Below are 16,400 nucleotides of genomic sequence, written 5' to 3'. Positions count from 1 at the left end.
CGGTCATGCTGCCACCGAAAATGGTTCGAGCCCGGCCAGCCGCATATCGGGTGCAACGGTCGGCAACACGCGCGGTGCGAGGCCCTTCATGGCTGCAGCCATCGCTGCGACATGCTCGGGCGTCGAACCGCAGCAACCACCCAGCGCGTTGACGCGGCCATTCTGCGCCCAGATGCGGGTCAGCGCGGCAGTCGTCTCGGGCAGTTCGTCATATTCGCCGAGATCGTTGGGCAGGCCGGCATTGGGGTAAGCCATCAACCAGGTGTCGGCGATGTCGGACAGCAGTTGAACATGCGGGCGCAACTGCTCCGCACCGAAGCTGCAATTGAGCCCGATCGTCAGCGGTCTAGCGTGCCTGACCGTGTACCAGAAGGCTTCCACCGTGTGACCCGACAGATTGCGGCCGGAGAGATCGGTAAGCGTGAGCGAAATCATCAGTGGGATATCTCGATCGAGCTCACTTTCAAGCTGCTTCACAGCCATGATCGCGGCCTTGCAGTTGAGCGTATCGAACACCGTCTCGACAAGAATGAAATCGGCCCCGCCTTCGATCAGCGCGAGACATTGTTCGCGATAGACCTCGACGATTTCATCGAAGGTCACCTCTCTGAATCCCGGATCTTCAACGTCCGGCGACAGCGACAAGGTCTTGTTCGTCGGCCCGACCGCGCCCGCGACAAAGCGCGGCACACCGTCATCGCAGGCATCGATAGCTGCGCGAATGATGCGCGCGGCAGCGACGTTGATCTCGTGTACCAGGTGTTCGGCGCCATAATCGGCTTGGCTGATGCGATTGGCATTGAACGTGTTCGTCGCGAGGATATGCGCCCCGGCGTCGATATAGCTGTCGCAAATTCCGCGTATCACATCCGGCTGGGTCAGATTGACGAGATCGTTGTTGCCCTTCTGCTCCTGCTCGAGATCGGTCCCTGCGGCATAGTCCTCGGGCGAAAGCCTGGCCCGCTGGATGGCAGTGCCATAGGGTCCGTCCTTGATCAGAATTTGCTGCGCGGCGGCAGCTTCGAATTCCTCGCGCTTGGTCATGATTCTATCCTGGGGCGCAGTCCGAGCATGTGGCAGATCGCATAGCTCAGCTCCGCGCGGTTGAGCGTGTAGAAATGGAACTGGCGTACCCCGCCGGCATACAGACGGCGGCACAGTTCGGCGGCGATGGTCGCGCTGACCAGCTGGCGTGCTTCGGGACGATCGTCGAGCCCGTCGAACAATCCTTCCATCCAGGACGGGATGGCCGTGCCGCACAGGCCAGACATGCGCTGGACCGCCGCGAAACTGAGAACGGGCATGATACCCGGCACGATTTCGCCTTCGATCCCGGCCGCCACTGCCCGATCGCGGAAATCGAAGAAGCATTGCGGATCGAAGAAGAATTGGGTGATCGCGCGCGTCGCCCCCGCATCGAACTTGGCCTTGAGATTGTCGAGATCGGCCTGACGGTCGGGCGAATCCGGATGGGTTTCGGGATAGGCGGCAACCGAAATCTCGAAATCGGCCACATTCTTCAGCCCCGCGATCAATTCCGCGGCGTTCGCATAGCCGCCGGGATACGGGGCGTAGCGCGATTGGCCGTCGGGTGGGTCCCCACGGAGCGCGACAATGTGACGAATGCCCTCTTCCCAATAATGACGCGCGACCTCGTCGACCTGCTCACGCGTCGCCTCGACACAGGTCAGGTGCGCCGCAGCCGGAATGCCCGCCTCGCTCTGGATACGCACGACCTGTTGGTGGGTGCGCTCACGCGTCGAGCCGCCGGCACCGTAAGTGACGCTGGCGAAACGCGGGCCGAGAGGAGCGAGCGTTTCCACGCTGCGCCACAGCGTGCCGTTCATCTTTTCGCTCTTGGGCGGAAAGAACTCGAAACTTACGTCGATATCGCCTGGCAGGCCGGAGAAAAGGGGCGCTTCGAGCGCGCGCTGGGCCTCGCGCATCTGATCGAGGGTCGGGCTCACAATTCTGCCTTCCTGCTTTCGGCGCTTCGCTGCGCAATCCAGATTTTCACTATCAGTTCGCCATCGTCGAGCGCGATCGGCGCGGTGGGTTCGAACCCCGCTCCATCGAGCAATCCCGTCATCTGGCCGTCCTCAAAACCAAGGCGCGCATGGGCATGCCGGTCCCGCAGTTCTTCGCGCTGGTGCGCGGCGAAATCGACGATTGCGATCCGTCCGCCAGGTCGGGTGACCCTTGCGGCTTCCCCCAGCACCGCGCCGGGCATCTGTGCGAAGTGCAGCACCTGGTGGAAAAGCACGGTATCGAAGCTCGCGGCGGCGAATGGCAGCGAGCCGAAATCGCCCTGCACCAGTTCAACCCGCTCCGTCGGGAAATGCTGTAATTTGGCCCGTGCCACGCGGAGCATTGCGAGGCTCTTGTCGAGCGCGACGATCCGTTCGGCGCGTTCGGCGAACAGTTCCGCCATTCGCCCCGTGCCCGTGCCTATGTCGAGCAGGCGACCCAACGGCGCATCGCCAAGGGCATGGGCCAGCTTCTTTTCGACAGCTTCGTCCGGAGAATGAAGGCGACGCAGTTCGTCCCAGTCATGTGCATGGTCGGAAAAATAGGCCTGGGCCTCACTCTCCCGATGCTGGCGGATTTCGGCGAGCCTGCGCCGATCATGGTCGCATTCCTCGGCGAACCGATGATCGACGGCTTCCGCTTCGGCCAACAGGTTGACGATCGCAACATTAAGCGGCGGCGCTTCGCCGATACTGGCGCACGCGCGCAGGAACACCCAGCTGCCTTCGCGTCGACGTTCGGCAAGGCCAGCATCGCACAAAATACCGATATGACGCGATACCCGCGGCTGGCTCTGACCGAGAACCTGCGCCACTTCTCCGACGGCCAGTTCCATCGAACCGAGCAGACGCATTATCCTGAGACGCGTCGGATCGGCCAGGGCGCGAAAGAGGGTGTCGGTGCGCATCGCAGCAGGTGATATAAAGATATTTTTATATCTGTAAATCACCTGAGGATGTTGGCGACCAATTGTGCTTTCGCAGCGACGAAATTTCAAATCCAAACCTGATATTTACCATTCTGCCGGAAACCGGTGGGCATGGCCCTACGCCCAACCCAGAACGCCGCCGAACGCGAGCGCTTCGTCGAAGACCTGCTCGATATCATGTCGACGGAAGAGAAAATCGGTCAGCTCGTGCTGCGCCCGGTCCCGGCCCAGGGCGATACCAGCGATACGCGATATCTGCGCGATCAGTTGAAGCGTGGTCAACTCTGCGGTCTGGTCGGCAGCGGATCGCAGGTCGAACTCGCCAAGTTCAGACGCATTGCCATCGAGGAAACACGCCTTGGCATACCGCTGCTTATCGCGGACGAATTGGGCCGGGGCGACACGGTCGTCATGCCCAGCCCTTTCGCGCTGTCAGCCAGCTGGGCACCCGATATCGTCGAGAATGCGACTAGAATCATAGCCGGCGAAGCACGCGATGCGGGGAAGAACTGGCTGCTCGGACCGGACGTGTCGCTGAGCAGTTGGCCTACCGAAGCGGACATTTCGTCGACCTGGAGCGCATCCGAACTACTGGCGCGGTCGCTCGCATCGGCCAGCGTGCGGGGAATCCAGCACGACGATGGTAGTGACGAAGGTTCTCTCGCCTGCCTCAGGGTGGACGATGCGTCATGGACCAATCGTCGCATGCCTCACACGATAGCGGAGAAATTCAGGCTGGTAGCCGGTGTTCTGCGCGAATCGCAGCCTGCAAGCGTGGCGCTCGACCCGGTCACTCAGGATGCCTTCGACATTGGCGGCGACGCCGATGGCCCAGCCTTCTCGATCGGCGGACCCGGCGGATACGAGGGGATCGATCTGGCCGAATGGGGCGAAGTCGCACGCGGAGCCGGTCAGGACAGTCGCCGCGCACCTTATGTCGGCCTTTCGGTCGGCGCCGTCATGGCGGCGCTCAACGAAGGCCGGATTACCGCGCTGCAAATCGACGATGCGGTCCGCAGAGTACTGGGCGCGAAATACGATCTTGGCCTGTTTCGCGCGGATGGCCCGGACGAACGCCCGTCGCGGTCACAAACACCCCGCGACGCACGTACGGTTGCGCTCGACGCGGCGCTGCATTCGATCGTTCTCCTGCGCAACGAACCGGCCCTGCTTCCGCTGAGCGTCGACTCCGGCGCAATTCTCGTCGTGGGCCTCGCCGCAACGGACCGTTCGCTGCCTACCGCCCAAGCGAACCGCGATGGGGCCAGCCTCATCGACGGTCTCGACGCGCTGGGTCTCAGGCACAAATACGTTCCGGGCCTGGCCCTTCGCGAAGAGCGCGACCAATCGCAGTCGGGCAGACTGGTCAATGCCGACAGAATGGCAATCGGCATGGCCAGTGAGGCTGCCCGCCGTTCCCGAACGGTGATCGTGGTTCTTGGCGAGACGGACGAGCTGGGTGAAGCACAGCAGACCCTGCTGGAAGCGCTGCGGGTTGCAAACGGCAACGTCGTGCTGGTTACGCTGGGCTCGCGCCCGCTCGATCCCGATATCGGGGGGGAGAAACTGCCATGCGTGCTGCATGCAGGGCAGTTGGGTACAACGTCGGGCCATGCCATCGCTCAGGTGCTGGCCGGGAAATTTGCTCCGTGCGGACGGCTATCTATAGGCCTGATCGACAAGGGCCGCACCGGTCTTTCGCTGGGCCATGGGCTGGGATTTTCGGAGTTCGCGCTCGAAGACCACAGTGCCGAACTGGGCCATGACCGCGTAGTCGTCAGCACGGTGCTGCACAATGTGGGTGATCGCGAAGGACTGGAGACGGTCCAGCTCTATTTGAAGCGTCCAGCGGGCAGAGGATACGGGCGTTCCGAACTGTCGGATTTCCAGCGCGTGTCCCTCTTGGCAGGCGAAAGCCGCAGGCTACTGTTCGAGATCGGCGGCAATCAGCTCGGACGTTTCGAGAGGAACGGCAAGTTCGTTATCGATCCCGGCAGTTACATGGTCGCGGTAGGCCTCAGCGAGGGTCAAGCACACGCGGCGGAAATCTCCATTCCACCCGCATTGGCGCAAGCGATGGGCAAAGCGCGCTCCATCGACCCGTTTCCGGCGCTGTTCGGACGGATGCGAAATTCCGCGTAAGGTCTCGAGGCGGCACCTTCGGGCAATCTCAGACCATCGCCAAAGCCCGGCGAGCCGATTATTCCGTTTCGACATGTGCTGCCACTGTGTAAAGATGTGTGCATGCACGACGCGCACGGTCGCAGAATTGACTATGTCCGCCTTTCCGTCACGGATCGTTGCAACCTGCGCTGCTCCTATTGCATGGCCGAGGACATGCAGTTCGTTCCGCGGCGCGAATTGCTGACCTTCGAAGAAATCGAGAAACTGGCCCGGCACTTGGTCCGGCGCGGAGTGAAGCGGATCAGGCTCACCGGAGGCGAACCGCTGGTGCGCAAGGGGATAGTCGATCTCATCGCGCGGCTCACAAAGCTGCGGCAACGTGGCCTGGAAGAAGTGACCCTGACCACGAACGGTACACGCTTGCCGGAACTGGCTGGGGATCTGGCCAAGGCCGGGGTCCGCCGGATCAATGTCAGCCTCGACACGCTCGATCCGGCAGGTTTTGCGCGACTTACCCGGCGCGACGAATTCGCCCGGGTCCTTGCCGGAATAGAGGCGGTCCGCGAAGCCGGCCTTGCCATTCGTATCAATACTGTGGCCATGCGTGGTCTGAACGAGCGGGAACTGCCCGCTCTGCTTGCCTGGTGCGGCGAGCGCGGCTTCGATCTCGCCTTGATCGAAGCCATGCCGCTGGGCGAAGTTTCGATCGATCGCCAATCGACCCATCTACCGCTGGCAGAAGTGCGTGCGGCGCTGGAGCGGGATTTCACGCTGATTCCGTCCGCTCACCGAACCGGCGGTCCGGCGCGCTATTTCGACATTGCCGAAACCGGCACGCGTATCGGCTTCATCACGCCGCTGAGCGACAATTTCTGTTCCGGCTGCAACCGCATTCGCATCGCTGCGACTGGGACGGTGTATGGATGCCTAGGGCACGATCAGAAGGTCGAATTGCGCGACATCATCCGAACAGGCGGACCTGACGGGCTGGATCAAGCGCTCGATCGACTGCTTGCCGGCAAGCCGTTGAGGCACGAATTCGACATCACGCGCCGTGCACCGGCATTGGCCCGGCATATGAGCGCAACGGGTGGTTAGAATACCGTAGCGGATTGATCGTTTCACCGGTCGATACAGCTACGGCATTCATCAACGGCCGTTCGATCAATTGCGCGGTGTCATCCGCACCGCCAGACCGCCTGCAGGAGCCAGCCGGACGGTAAACGTATCGCCCTGCTTCACGGTCAGTGTGTCATAAGCAATCTGATGCCGCGCCTCGGTCTCGTAGTTCGCGTCCGGGCCATCCTTCCAGACAGTGGCGGTGTAGGTCTTGCCCGGCTCGAGGAAATCGAACGTCAGCGTTACGGTGCGCTCGGTGGCATCGTTGACGCCGCCGACATACCAGTCCGCGCTGTTCCGGTCCTTGCGGGCGAATATGGCATAATCGCCGATCTCGCCTGCAATCAGGTGGCTTTCGGCCCAGTCCGCGGGAACCTGCTTGATGAATTCGAGCTCCTTGGGATGTTCCGCAAGGCTTTCCGGGAAGTCTGCGGCCATCTGGATCGGCGAGTAGATCGCGAGATACAGACCAAGCTGTTTCGCCAGCGTCGAGGACATGGGTACACCATCGCCGCCGACCAGTCCGAGAACGCCCGGGGTGAAATCCATCGGCCCCGACAGCATGCGGGTGTAGACCAGCGTCGGTTCGTGATCCGGTCCGTTGCCGTATTTGCTCCAGGCATTGTATTCCTGTCCGCGTGCGCCCTCACGCGCGACCCAGTTGGGATAGGTGCGGCGGAGACCCGTATCCTTGATCGGTTCGTGCGGATTCACCGCGACTTTGTTCTTCGCCGCTTCCTGCACGACCTTTAGGTGGTGCTGCACCTGACGCTGACCATCGTGCCACTCGAAAATTTCCTCGCCGCACGGGTCGGCAATGTCGGCATTGCAGGAGATGATCCCGCCAGCATCGGCGACGTAACCGGTCTTGACTACATCGACGCCCAGTTCGCCGTACAGTTTCATGGCATCGGCCAGTTGCGCTTCGTAAACCTGAATATTGCCGCCGGTTTCGTGGTGACCGATCAGGTGGACGCCCTTGCCGCGCGCGTAATCGGTGACTTCTTTCAGGTCGAAATCCGGATAGGACTGGGTAAAGCTGTAGTCGCGCCCATTGCCGAACCAGTTACCGTCCCAGCCGACGTTCCAGCCCTCGACCAGCACACCGCGGAAACCATGCTCGGCGGCAAAGTCGATAACCTGCTTGGTTCGTTCGGTCGTGGCGCCATGATCGGGACCTTGTGCCCAGCTCCAGTCGCCGCGGATCATGCCCCACCAGATACCGATGTATTTTGCCGGCTCGAACCAGGAAACGTCGCCAAGCTTGTTCGGTTCGTTGAGATTGAGATCGATATCGCTTTCGACCAGAGTGGCCGGTGTCTCGCCAATTCGTATGGTACGCCAGGGTGTTACGACGGCGCCTTTGCGAACGACCTTTGCGCCGCGGCTCGAAGGGGCCAGCAGTGCGCGCAGGCGCGTCCCGTCCATCCGCTTGAGCCACATGCCCGAATAATCCACCAGCGCCGCTTCATGAAAGGCCAGATAGGTGCCGCCATCTAGCTTCATCGTCACCGGAGTGTGGACGGTGGAAAGCGCGCTTATCGGGGTTTTGGAATAGAGATATTCGTAGCGGTTCCAGTCCCCCGCGGGGATCGACCATGCCGTGCCATCTTCCGCGATGTTGAACTCGGTCAGTTCCTCGGCGATGCGGTATTCGGGCTGGGCGGCACTTTCGGGAAGTTCGTAGCGGAACCCGACGCCATCGTCGAATACGCGCATCCGCACCGTTACCTGCCGCGCTTTCTCGTCGCGCTGGCGGAACGTCAGTGCCAGTTCGCTGTGATGGTCATCGACCCATTGACGCTCGCCCCAGGGCTGTTCCCAGCGCGTTTTTACGCTATTCTTCGTTTCGCCTGCGACTTCGAAATTGCGGCGCATCGGATCCGCATCGGTAAAATTGAAACCGAGATTGGATTTGGCGATCAGCGCCTCACCGTCGCGGGTGATCTCGTAATAGGGAACACCTTCCGCGTCGGCGTCGAGCGTGGCGACTATCCGGCCATTGGGAGAGGTCACGGTCCCGGCATTGGCGGCGGCTGCAGGCACGCATAGTGCGCAGGCGAGCGCGATCAGGCGGTTCATCGTTAAATCTCCCAGATCAACGTGCCGAAGGGGGGAAGGGCATCTGCCGATGCGCCGTTTTCGGCGTGTAGAATGTTCCCGTTTGCCGGTTTCAGTGCGATAGTGCCGGCTCCCAGGTTGAAGCGGCATCCGATGGTCTGCCCGGCAGCCTCGCGCCGGAATTCCAGAAGGTCGCCTTCCACATGGCAATCGACGACCTTGCCGTAGCGCAGCGCCGCATGTGCGTTGCGGAGCGCAATCGCCAGCCGGGTTGCGTTGAAGAGCGAATGCTCGTCAAGCTCCTGGATATCGGCGGCACGGGCCAGATTATCCTCACCCATCGGCAGCCAGGGCGATAGCGAACCGAAACCGCCATCCGCCGCATTCGAATTCCATGGCATTGGCGTACGGGCGCCGTCGCGCGACAGGGTCAGCGGCCAGTTGGCGATGGCCTCGGGATCGTGAAGCTGGTCGAACGGAATATCGACCTGGCCCAGCCCCAATTCTTCACCCTGATAGAGGATGATGTTTCCCCGCAGGGAGGAGAGCAGAAGAATCTTCATGCGCAATGCGGCATCGCGGTGTTCTTCCGGCCACCAGCGGCTTGCTGCACGCGGCGCATCGTGATTCTCGAAGGCCCAGCTCGGCCAGCCCACATCCGGCGCATCGGGCCACTCGGCCAGTGCGGCGCAGACCAGGCCCGGCGTCAGCTTCTCGGCATAGAGGAAATTGAAGCCATAGGCGGAGTTGAGATGGCTTTCCCCGGTCGTGAATGCCTTCATCTCCGCTTCCGCTTCGTCGCCACCGACCTCCGCGACCGTGAAGATGCCGTCATATTCTTCCGTCAATGCCCGGATCCGGGTGATGAATGCCGGTATGTCGGGATGCGACATATTGTATTTCTTGAGCTGGAAATCGAACGGCCGGGTGCGCGGCCTGTCGGTCGCCGGTGCAGGCGGATTGTCGCGCAATTCGGGATCGTGCATCGCGAAGTTAAGCGCATCGATACGGAAGCCGTCCACCCCGCGATCCAGCCAGAACCGCATAACGCCCAGGATCGCGTCCTGCACGGCCGGGTTGTGCATATTGATCTGCGGCTGGGAACTGAGGAAATTGTGCAGATAGTACTGACCGCGCCGGGCATCCCACGTCCATGCCGGCCCCCCGAACACCGATTGCCAGTTCGATGGCGGCGACCCGTCGGGCTTGGCGTCGGCCCAGACATACCAGTCGCTCTTCGGATTGCTTTTGCTCGAGCGGCTCTCGGCAAACCAGGGATGTTCGTCCGAGGTGTGCGAATAGACCTGGTCGATAAGGAGTTTAAGCCCGAGCTCGTGCGCACGGGCCACGAGTGTATCGAAATCGGCGATCGTGCCGAAAATCGGATCGACATCGCAATAATCGGCAACGTCGTATCCAAAATCCTTCATCGGCGATTTGAAGAAGGGTGATATCCAGACCGCATCGACCCCGAGGCTGGCCACATACGGCAGACGCTGCGTTATGCCGGGAAGATCGCCGATGCCGTCGCCGTTGGAATCCTGAAAGCTGCGCGGATAGATCTGGTAGATCGTTGCACCCTTCCACCAGGGCATGGCAGACAACTCCGAGCTGACGTTTTCGAAGGTGGCGGCGCGGTTCATTCGGCTGTCTCCGTCACGCGGCAAAGCGCCCAACCGAACGCTGGCAAGGTAAATGCAGCACTTCCGGGTGCTGTCACGGCGCCCGGACAATCGCCGGTTAGCTGCTCGAAGCTGCGCGCCGCGTAACCCACGGCAATATTCGCGCTGCGCTCAGCCCCGGTGGTGTTGAAAGCGGCAAGATATTCCGTTCCCGTGTCGGGATCGAACCGGCTGACGGCAAAGATGCCGGGCTCCTGTTCGTACTGACGGACCAGCTGCCTGCCACGCATCAAAGCCGGGTGTGCTTTGCGGATGGCCGAAAATTCCGAGATCAGCTTGAAAAGCGGATGCTGCTCGTCGAAATTGCTCTGCGCCGTAGTGGCATCGGTGCCAATCAGGTCGTTGTCGTTGTAGACGGCGGTTTGGGAAGGAAACATGTCTTCGCGCGCCGACTGATCGTTGCCGTCGCCGACGAAGCCCTGTTCGTCACCGTAATAGATCACCGGCGAACCGCGCAGGCTGAACATCATGGCGTGGCCCAGCATGACGCGCTGGAGCAGTTCCTCTTGGGAGATATCGGGCATGTCCGCTTTGATCAGCGTGGAGAAGCGGCCCATGTCGTGATTGCCGAGGAAGGTCGGCAGACCGAGCGCAGTTTCCTCGCCGCCTTCATAAAGCACGTCGCCATCGAACATATGCGCCAGCACCACCGTACCCTTTCCCCGGCCGAGCACGTCGCGCATCGCTGCCTGAAAAGCGAAGTCCAGCACAGCGGGCAGCCTGTCGCGGCGGGTATACTCCGCTATGTATCCGCTCTCGGGAGCTTCCTTGTAGACCTCGCCGAACATGTGGAAGTTCGGGATACCGTTCTCCGTGGCCACCCGTTCAAGGGCCGGGACGAAGGTCTGCCAGAAACCCGGATCGACGTGCCGCGCAGTATCGATGCGAAAGCCATCGACGCCGAAATCGCGCACCCAGTTCGAAAAGATCTCGATCATCCCGGCGCGCACGCGCGGATGTTCGGTAAACAGATCGTCCAGTCCCGCAAAATCGCCGAACCTGCTATCCTCGCCCGTAAAACTGCTGTTGCCGCGATTGTGGTAAAAGATCGGATCGTTGAGCCAGGCGGGAATTTTAACTTCCCGTTCCGCGACCGGCACTTCGGGCGTGTATGCGTAGTTCGGATCGACCAGCTTCGCGAAGTTTTCCTCGCTAGAGTCCTCATCCCCCATGAAACCGGGATTGATCGGCGCACCTTCGGGCCCGCCGCGGGTTGAATAGGGATAATCGCCCTTGCTGCGATATTCGAAGTTGGTGGCATCGCCGTCGGCGTAACTGATGACGTCGGCCGTATGGTTGGTGATGATGTCCATATAGACCTTCATCCCCCTGCCATGCGCGGCATCGACGAACGCCTTGAACTCCTCACGCGTGCCGAAATGCCCGTCAGGCCGGGTGAAGTCGGTCACCCAGTATCCGTGATAGCCCGCGCTTTCGTCGCCCGCCGGGCCTTGCACGGGTTTGTTCTGGAAGATCGGCGCGAACCAGATGGCCGTGACGCCGAGCCGTTCGAGATAGTCCAGACGCTGGGTCAAGCCCTTCAGGTCACCACCATGGAAGAAGCCCTTGGCTGTCGGATCGTAGCCCGTGGCGAGGCGGTCGCCGGTGAAGTCGCCCGTGTCGTTCGACGGATCGCCATTCTCGAACCGGTCGGGGAGCACGAAATAGACGATCTCGTCGGACGGCGCGCGCTCACGGAAGCTCCTTTCGGCGGGCTCCGGCGCGGCCTGCGCATGGACGCATGCGGGAAGGACGAGCGCGAGCAGCGGCAGGGCGAAACGGATCATGCGAGTACTTCCTGTGACTGGAGCGAATTAACGAGGTGCTGCACGAAATCGAGATGGCGGGGCATGTGTCCGACCTCTTCGACCAGTGCGGTTTCGGTATCGTGGAGCAGCTTGCGCAGATCGCCTTCTGACAATGCATCGGCCAGCGGATTGTAGCGGCGGGCCTCGACGCCCTGCCCGGCCAGCACCTGAAACCAGCCTACTTCGGTGAACAGTTCCTCGTGCTCGCGATGGATGAAGCCTGTGCCTTGCCACTGGTCTATCTTGGCGGAGAGCGTGTCGGGCAAGTCCATGGCGCGCACTGCGTCCCAGAAGGGTTCGCCTTCGCGTGCATTGGCGGTGTAGTGGAGCACGAGGAAATCGCGGATGCGCCTCCATTCGAAATCGCTTTGCGCGTTAAACCAGTCGATCGCGGCCGGGTCGGGAGCGCCCGATGGTAGCACGCTCAGGAACCGGCTGATGCTACTCTGGATCAGATGGATGCTGGTTGATTCGAGCGGTTCCATGAATCCCGCCGCGAGGCCGAGCGCGAGACAGTTGCCGACCCACATCCTGCGGCGCTTGCCGGTGGTAAAGGGGATCGCGCGCGGCTCGCCCAGTGGTTCGCCGTCGAGATTGCCCAGCAGCATATCGGCGGCTTCCTCGTCACTCATATGTGCGCTGGAATAGACTAGGCCGTTGCCGATCCGGTGCTGCAGCGGAATGCGCCATTGCCAACCCGCCTTGCGTGCGATCGACCGCGTATAGGGCGTGAAATCGCCGCCGTTCGCGCAGGGTACCGCCAGCGCGCGGTCGCAACGCAGCCAGTCGGTCCAGTCCTCGTAACCGGTGCCGAGCGCCTGGTCGATAAGCAGCCCGCGAAAGCCAGTGCAGTCGATGAAGAAGTCACCCTCGACCGTGCGGTCGCCGTCGAGCCGCAGAACGGTGATCGCGCCGCTTTGGCCGTCCTGTTCGACGTGCTCGATCAGACCTTCGTGGCGGACCACCCCGCGGGCCTCGGCATAGCGGCGCAGGAAGGCGGCGTAGAGCCCGGCGTCGAAATGGTAGGCGTAGGGCATCTCGTGCATGCGCGCTGCGCGTCGCCCGCGCTGCATGCGCAATTTTCGCGCCGCCTGCTCGTTGAGCGAATAGCTGCCCACCGGCTTGGCGAGACCGAGGCCTTTCGCACGTAGCCAGTAATGGTGGAACGACAGCAGGCCTGAGGCGCGCCCCACCGGGCCGAAGGCGTGCATGTAGCGTTCGCCTGCGCGCGACCAGCCGTCGAATTCGATGCCGAGCTTGAAGCTCGCCTTGGTCGCCTGCACGAACTCCGCTTCGTTCACGCCGAGAGCGCGATGCAGCAGATGGAGTTGCGGGATGGTGGCTTCGCCGACCCCGACGGTGCCTATGCTGTCGCTCTCGACCAGCGCGATGTCCGTTCCCCGCGGGACGAAACGCGCCAGTGTGGCCGCTGCCATCCAGCCGGCGGTGCCGCCGCCGGCAATCACGAATCGAGGGGGAGTGCGTTGGGTCACAAAGACTTTCCCTCATCGCCACGTCCAGCATCGGCTGCAAGCGCGACGAACCGCTCGGTGGGCGGAGAGAGGCGCATTTGCATCTCTCCGCCCACCCTTAGCGGTCAGAACTTGTAGGTGAACCCGGCGAGGAAACGGCGACCGTATCTCTGGTTGTCGATCACCGCTTCGGGTACCGGTACATCGAATTGCGAAACGAACGGCGCGTTGGTCAGGTTTTGCCCCTGTATGTAGAGCGACAGACCTTCAAGCGCGCTGCCCGACTGGAATTCGTAGCCGATCTGCGCGTCGACGATGGTCTCCGCCCGGGCCAGACGACGTGTCGCCGAACCGCCGAAGCCGGTGAAGTCGGCAAGAAACTCCGAGCGATACCGAACGCTGCCGCGTGCGCTGAACCCGTTCAGGTCGTAATACAGCGTGCCGTTGGCGACCCATTCCGAATAGCCGGGGATCTGGTCGACATCACCTTGAGCGTTCTCGATCTTGGTCTTCGTATAGCCGACGCCGCCCGTAGCGCCGAAGCCGTTCAAGGCGCCGGTAAAGATGTCGAACGGGATAGTTGCCGACAGTTCCGCGCCGTAGAAATCGCCGCCACCGGTGTTGATCTCGGTATCCAGGAAACCGATCGGCGTGGCAGGCGTCTGGCCCGCCGGGACCGGGAAAGCGCTATAGTCGAATATCGTCCGCGAGCCGTCGATATAGCTGACGATGTCCTTGTAGAAAGCCTGGAGCGCGACCACGCCCGCACCGCCCGCGAAGTATTTCTCAACATTGAAATCGACGGCGTTCGCCCGATAGGGACGCAACAGCGGATTGCCGCCGCTGCCGCTGATGAAGGGCGCAAGGCCGGTCGGGCTTTCGGCCTCGTTGTTGTTGATGCCGTAGCTGATCGCAACGCGCAGGTCGTCCAGCTGTGGGCGCTGTATCTGGCGGCTGGCGGCGAAGCGGAAGACCCACCCGCTGTCGAAGCGTAGCGAAAGGTTCATGCTCGGCAGCACGTCCCAGAAATTGTCGCCGAGCGACAGGTCGACACGATCCTGGGTACCGTCATTATCAAGATCGATGAAGGCGAGACCGGTAGAGTTCTGCTCGGTGTTGATGGCCTGCACGCCGAGATTACCGGTCAGCACCCCTGCGCCGAGCTCCTGCTCGATATCCACCTGGAGATAGGCGGCCATGAGCTTTTCCGAAATCTGGTAGGCCTTGGCCGGAATGTCGTTCGACGTGTTCGGGTCAAGGATCAGAGTGCCGTCGGCGATCAAGTCGCGGGCATCATAGCTGACGACAGGTCCCAATCCGAGATAATCCAGATTGGTACTCCGCAGCAGCGCGCTTTGCGGAATCGGCGCCTCGGTCGCACCATCGGGAAGCGACACGAAGAATTCGTCCGGCGTCAGGCCTTTGGCGCGATCGGTATAATTCAGTCCGAAACGGATCGCCGAGAAGAAGCCTTCGATCTCCTTGGCCACGCCGAGACGATACTGGAACAGCTCGTCTTTGATGATGCGGTTGTTGTAGTAGCCGGCCTGAATCCGGCTTCCGCCCCAGCCGAGAGGGTCGGTCAGCACGATCAGGTTCGGATCGCTGTAGTCGAGCGTCGGATTGAAGCTCGTTCCATTGCTGTCCGAAATGAAGTCGATCGTGTCGGACAAGCTGGTGCCATCCCCCTGAGGATCGAAACCGTCGCCATTGTAGCCAGTGCCCGAATAGCTCTCGATGCTCAGCTCGTTGCGGTCGGTACGCGAATAACCGAAGTCGAAGAACGCGCTCCAGCCATCGTCGCCCTCGTAATCGAGATTGATGCCGCCCGAGTAGAGATCGGCTTTGCGCTGGAAGATATCGTTGCGGACAACACCCCGGACGTCGGTAAAGGTTCCGCTGTTTGCAAACTCCCCGAAGGCTGTGCTGGTCGTAGTCCCGGTCGCGGGATCGTATGGATCGACATCGAACCCACCGCCGAAGGCCAGGGGAAGCTCGATGCCGCGCTTCGACTGGTCGTCATTGAAGTTCGAATAAAAACCGTCGACCGTTACCATAAAGGTCGGCGAGGCTTCCCATTGAACCGTGCCGTTGACGCCGAAGCGCTTGAGCTGGGTCGAGGTGACGAAGCTCTTGCTGCCGCCGATCACGAATGGGTTACCCGCGGTTCCGTCGCCCGCATAGCCCCAAGCGTTGAATTCCTGCAGCTGGTAGGGTTCGTCGGTATAGGCGGCCGCCAGCGCAACGCCCAGCGTGTTGTCAGCGAATTGGTCGACATAGGTCGCATTGACGCGATAGCCGAACTCTTTCGACCCGGCGTTGAGCGCACCCAGATCCGCATAGGACCCCTTCGCACCGATCGCGATGACCCGCTCGGATGTTTCGAGCGGCCGGATCGTGCGCACGTCGATCGTGCCGACCAGTCCCTGGCCCACAAGGCTGGCAGAAGGCGTCTTGTATACCACCACCTGATTGACGACCTCGGACGGGTACTGGTCGAATTCCACCGCCCGATTGTCGCCGGTCGAGGTTTGCTCGCGTCCATTGAGCAGCGTCTGCGAGAAATCCGGGCCGAGGCCGCGGATCGCGATGGCGTTGGCGCGACCGTTCAGACGCTGCGAGGTTACACCAGGCAGACGCGCGATCGATTCACCGATCGAATCGTCGGGCAGCTTGCCGATGTCTTCGGCCGTCACCGATTCCAGGATCAGGTCGCTACGGCGTTTTTCGGCAACCGAGCTTGCCAGCGATTCACGAAAACCGGAAACGATGATGACATCGTCAGAGCTCTCGCCCGCCTCTTCGGTCGGCTGAGTCTCAGCGGTTTCGTCGACGTCCTGCCCAAAAGCCGGCACTGCTATACTGCCGAGCACCACCGCGCATGCCGACAGGCTGACGGTTGCAGAAAGCTTGCTGCGAATTGCCATTTCAATGCACTCCCCAAGTGCCCGGAACCTTGCGCGGTTGCCTAGGCTGTATTTCCTCGCTCCCACGGACTTCGCATTCTGTTGCGATTTCCGTTCGAGAACCGCATATGTCGGGATCAGGCGGTTGCGATAGAGAGCATACGTATGTGATTGCGTGGCAACACCCGACGGTGCAACTTTACAATATCATCACGAAACGGATGGAATCCGGGACTTCCCAAGGCCTTGTCGTTGCTTTGGCGCGGCGGTCT

Annotated in this window: 10 protein-coding genes; 2 read left to right on the top strand and 8 right to left on the bottom strand. The window is 61.6% G+C overall.

Features of this window, described 5'->3' with window-relative positions:
* Positions 1–3 precede the first annotated feature (3 nt).
* From K3174_RS12740 to K3174_RS12730, 3 genes are read right to left on the bottom strand one after another with little or no spacing between them, the layout of a single operon-like run.
* Positions 4–1,044, bottom strand: a complete 1,041-nt coding sequence (locus tag K3174_RS12740) for a homocysteine S-methyltransferase family protein (protein ID WP_221559072.1) — start codon at positions 1,042–1,044, stop codon at positions 4–6.
* A complete protein-coding gene (gene metF / locus K3174_RS12735) occupies positions 1,041–1,946 on the bottom strand; it encodes a methylenetetrahydrofolate reductase [NAD(P)H] (protein WP_221559152.1) in 906 nt (301 codons plus the stop codon). Before metF ends, K3174_RS12740 begins: the two co-directional genes overlap by 4 nt.
* Before the next feature lie 17 nt (positions 1,947–1,963).
* Positions 1,964–2,935: an ArsR/SmtB family transcription factor gene (locus tag K3174_RS12730; RefSeq protein ID WP_221559070.1), complete on the bottom strand. Its 972-nt coding sequence runs from the start codon at positions 2,933–2,935 to the stop codon at positions 1,964–1,966.
* A 132-nt stretch (positions 2,936–3,067) separates the two neighbouring features.
* On the opposite strand from K3174_RS12730, the gene K3174_RS12725 reads away from it, so the two are divergent.
* Positions 3,068–5,098: a glycoside hydrolase family 3 C-terminal domain-containing protein gene (locus tag K3174_RS12725; protein WP_221559068.1), complete on the top strand. Its 2,031-nt coding sequence runs from the start codon at positions 3,068–3,070 to the stop codon at positions 5,096–5,098.
* A gap of 102 nt (positions 5,099–5,200) precedes the next feature.
* Positions 5,201–6,178 (top strand): GTP 3',8-cyclase MoaA, encoded by a 978-nt coding sequence (gene moaA / locus K3174_RS12720; RefSeq protein WP_221559066.1) that lies wholly within the window; start codon positions 5,201–5,203, stop codon positions 6,176–6,178.
* A gap of 66 nt (positions 6,179–6,244) precedes the next feature.
* Here the strand turns inward: moaA and K3174_RS12715 are convergent, their stop codons facing one another.
* From K3174_RS12715 to K3174_RS12695, 5 genes are all read right to left on the bottom strand, one after another.
* Positions 6,245–8,281 (bottom strand): glycoside hydrolase family 97 protein, encoded by a 2,037-nt coding sequence (locus tag K3174_RS12715; protein WP_221559064.1) that lies wholly within the window; start codon positions 8,279–8,281, stop codon positions 6,245–6,247.
* A 2-nt stretch (positions 8,282–8,283) separates the two neighbouring features.
* Entirely contained in the window at positions 8,284–9,903 is a 1,620-nt protein-coding gene (locus tag K3174_RS12710; protein WP_221559062.1) for an alpha-amylase family glycosyl hydrolase, read from the bottom strand.
* Positions 9,900–11,729: an alpha-amylase family glycosyl hydrolase gene (locus K3174_RS12705; RefSeq protein WP_221559061.1), complete on the bottom strand. Its 1,830-nt coding sequence runs from the start codon at positions 11,727–11,729 to the stop codon at positions 9,900–9,902. The genes K3174_RS12710 and K3174_RS12705 overlap by 4 nt, the downstream gene beginning before the upstream one ends.
* The gene (locus K3174_RS12700) at positions 11,726–13,243 is read right to left on the bottom strand and encodes a tryptophan halogenase family protein (protein ID WP_345719649.1); all 1,518 of its coding nucleotides are present in this window, start codon (positions 13,241–13,243) and stop codon (positions 11,726–11,728) included. The genes K3174_RS12705 and K3174_RS12700 overlap by 4 nt, the downstream gene beginning before the upstream one ends.
* 104 nt (positions 13,244–13,347) lie before the next feature.
* A complete protein-coding gene (locus K3174_RS12695) occupies positions 13,348–16,149 on the bottom strand; it encodes a TonB-dependent receptor (protein ID WP_221559060.1) in 2,802 nt (933 codons plus the stop codon).
* Positions 16,150–16,400: the final 251 nt, after the last annotated feature.

This window comes from Qipengyuania qiaonensis (genome assembly GCF_019711515.1).
GTDB lineage: Bacteria > Pseudomonadota > Alphaproteobacteria > Sphingomonadales > Sphingomonadaceae > Qipengyuania > Qipengyuania qiaonensis.
Note: the sequence above shows the minus strand (reverse complement) of the source record. Positions and strands in the feature narration are given on the sequence as shown.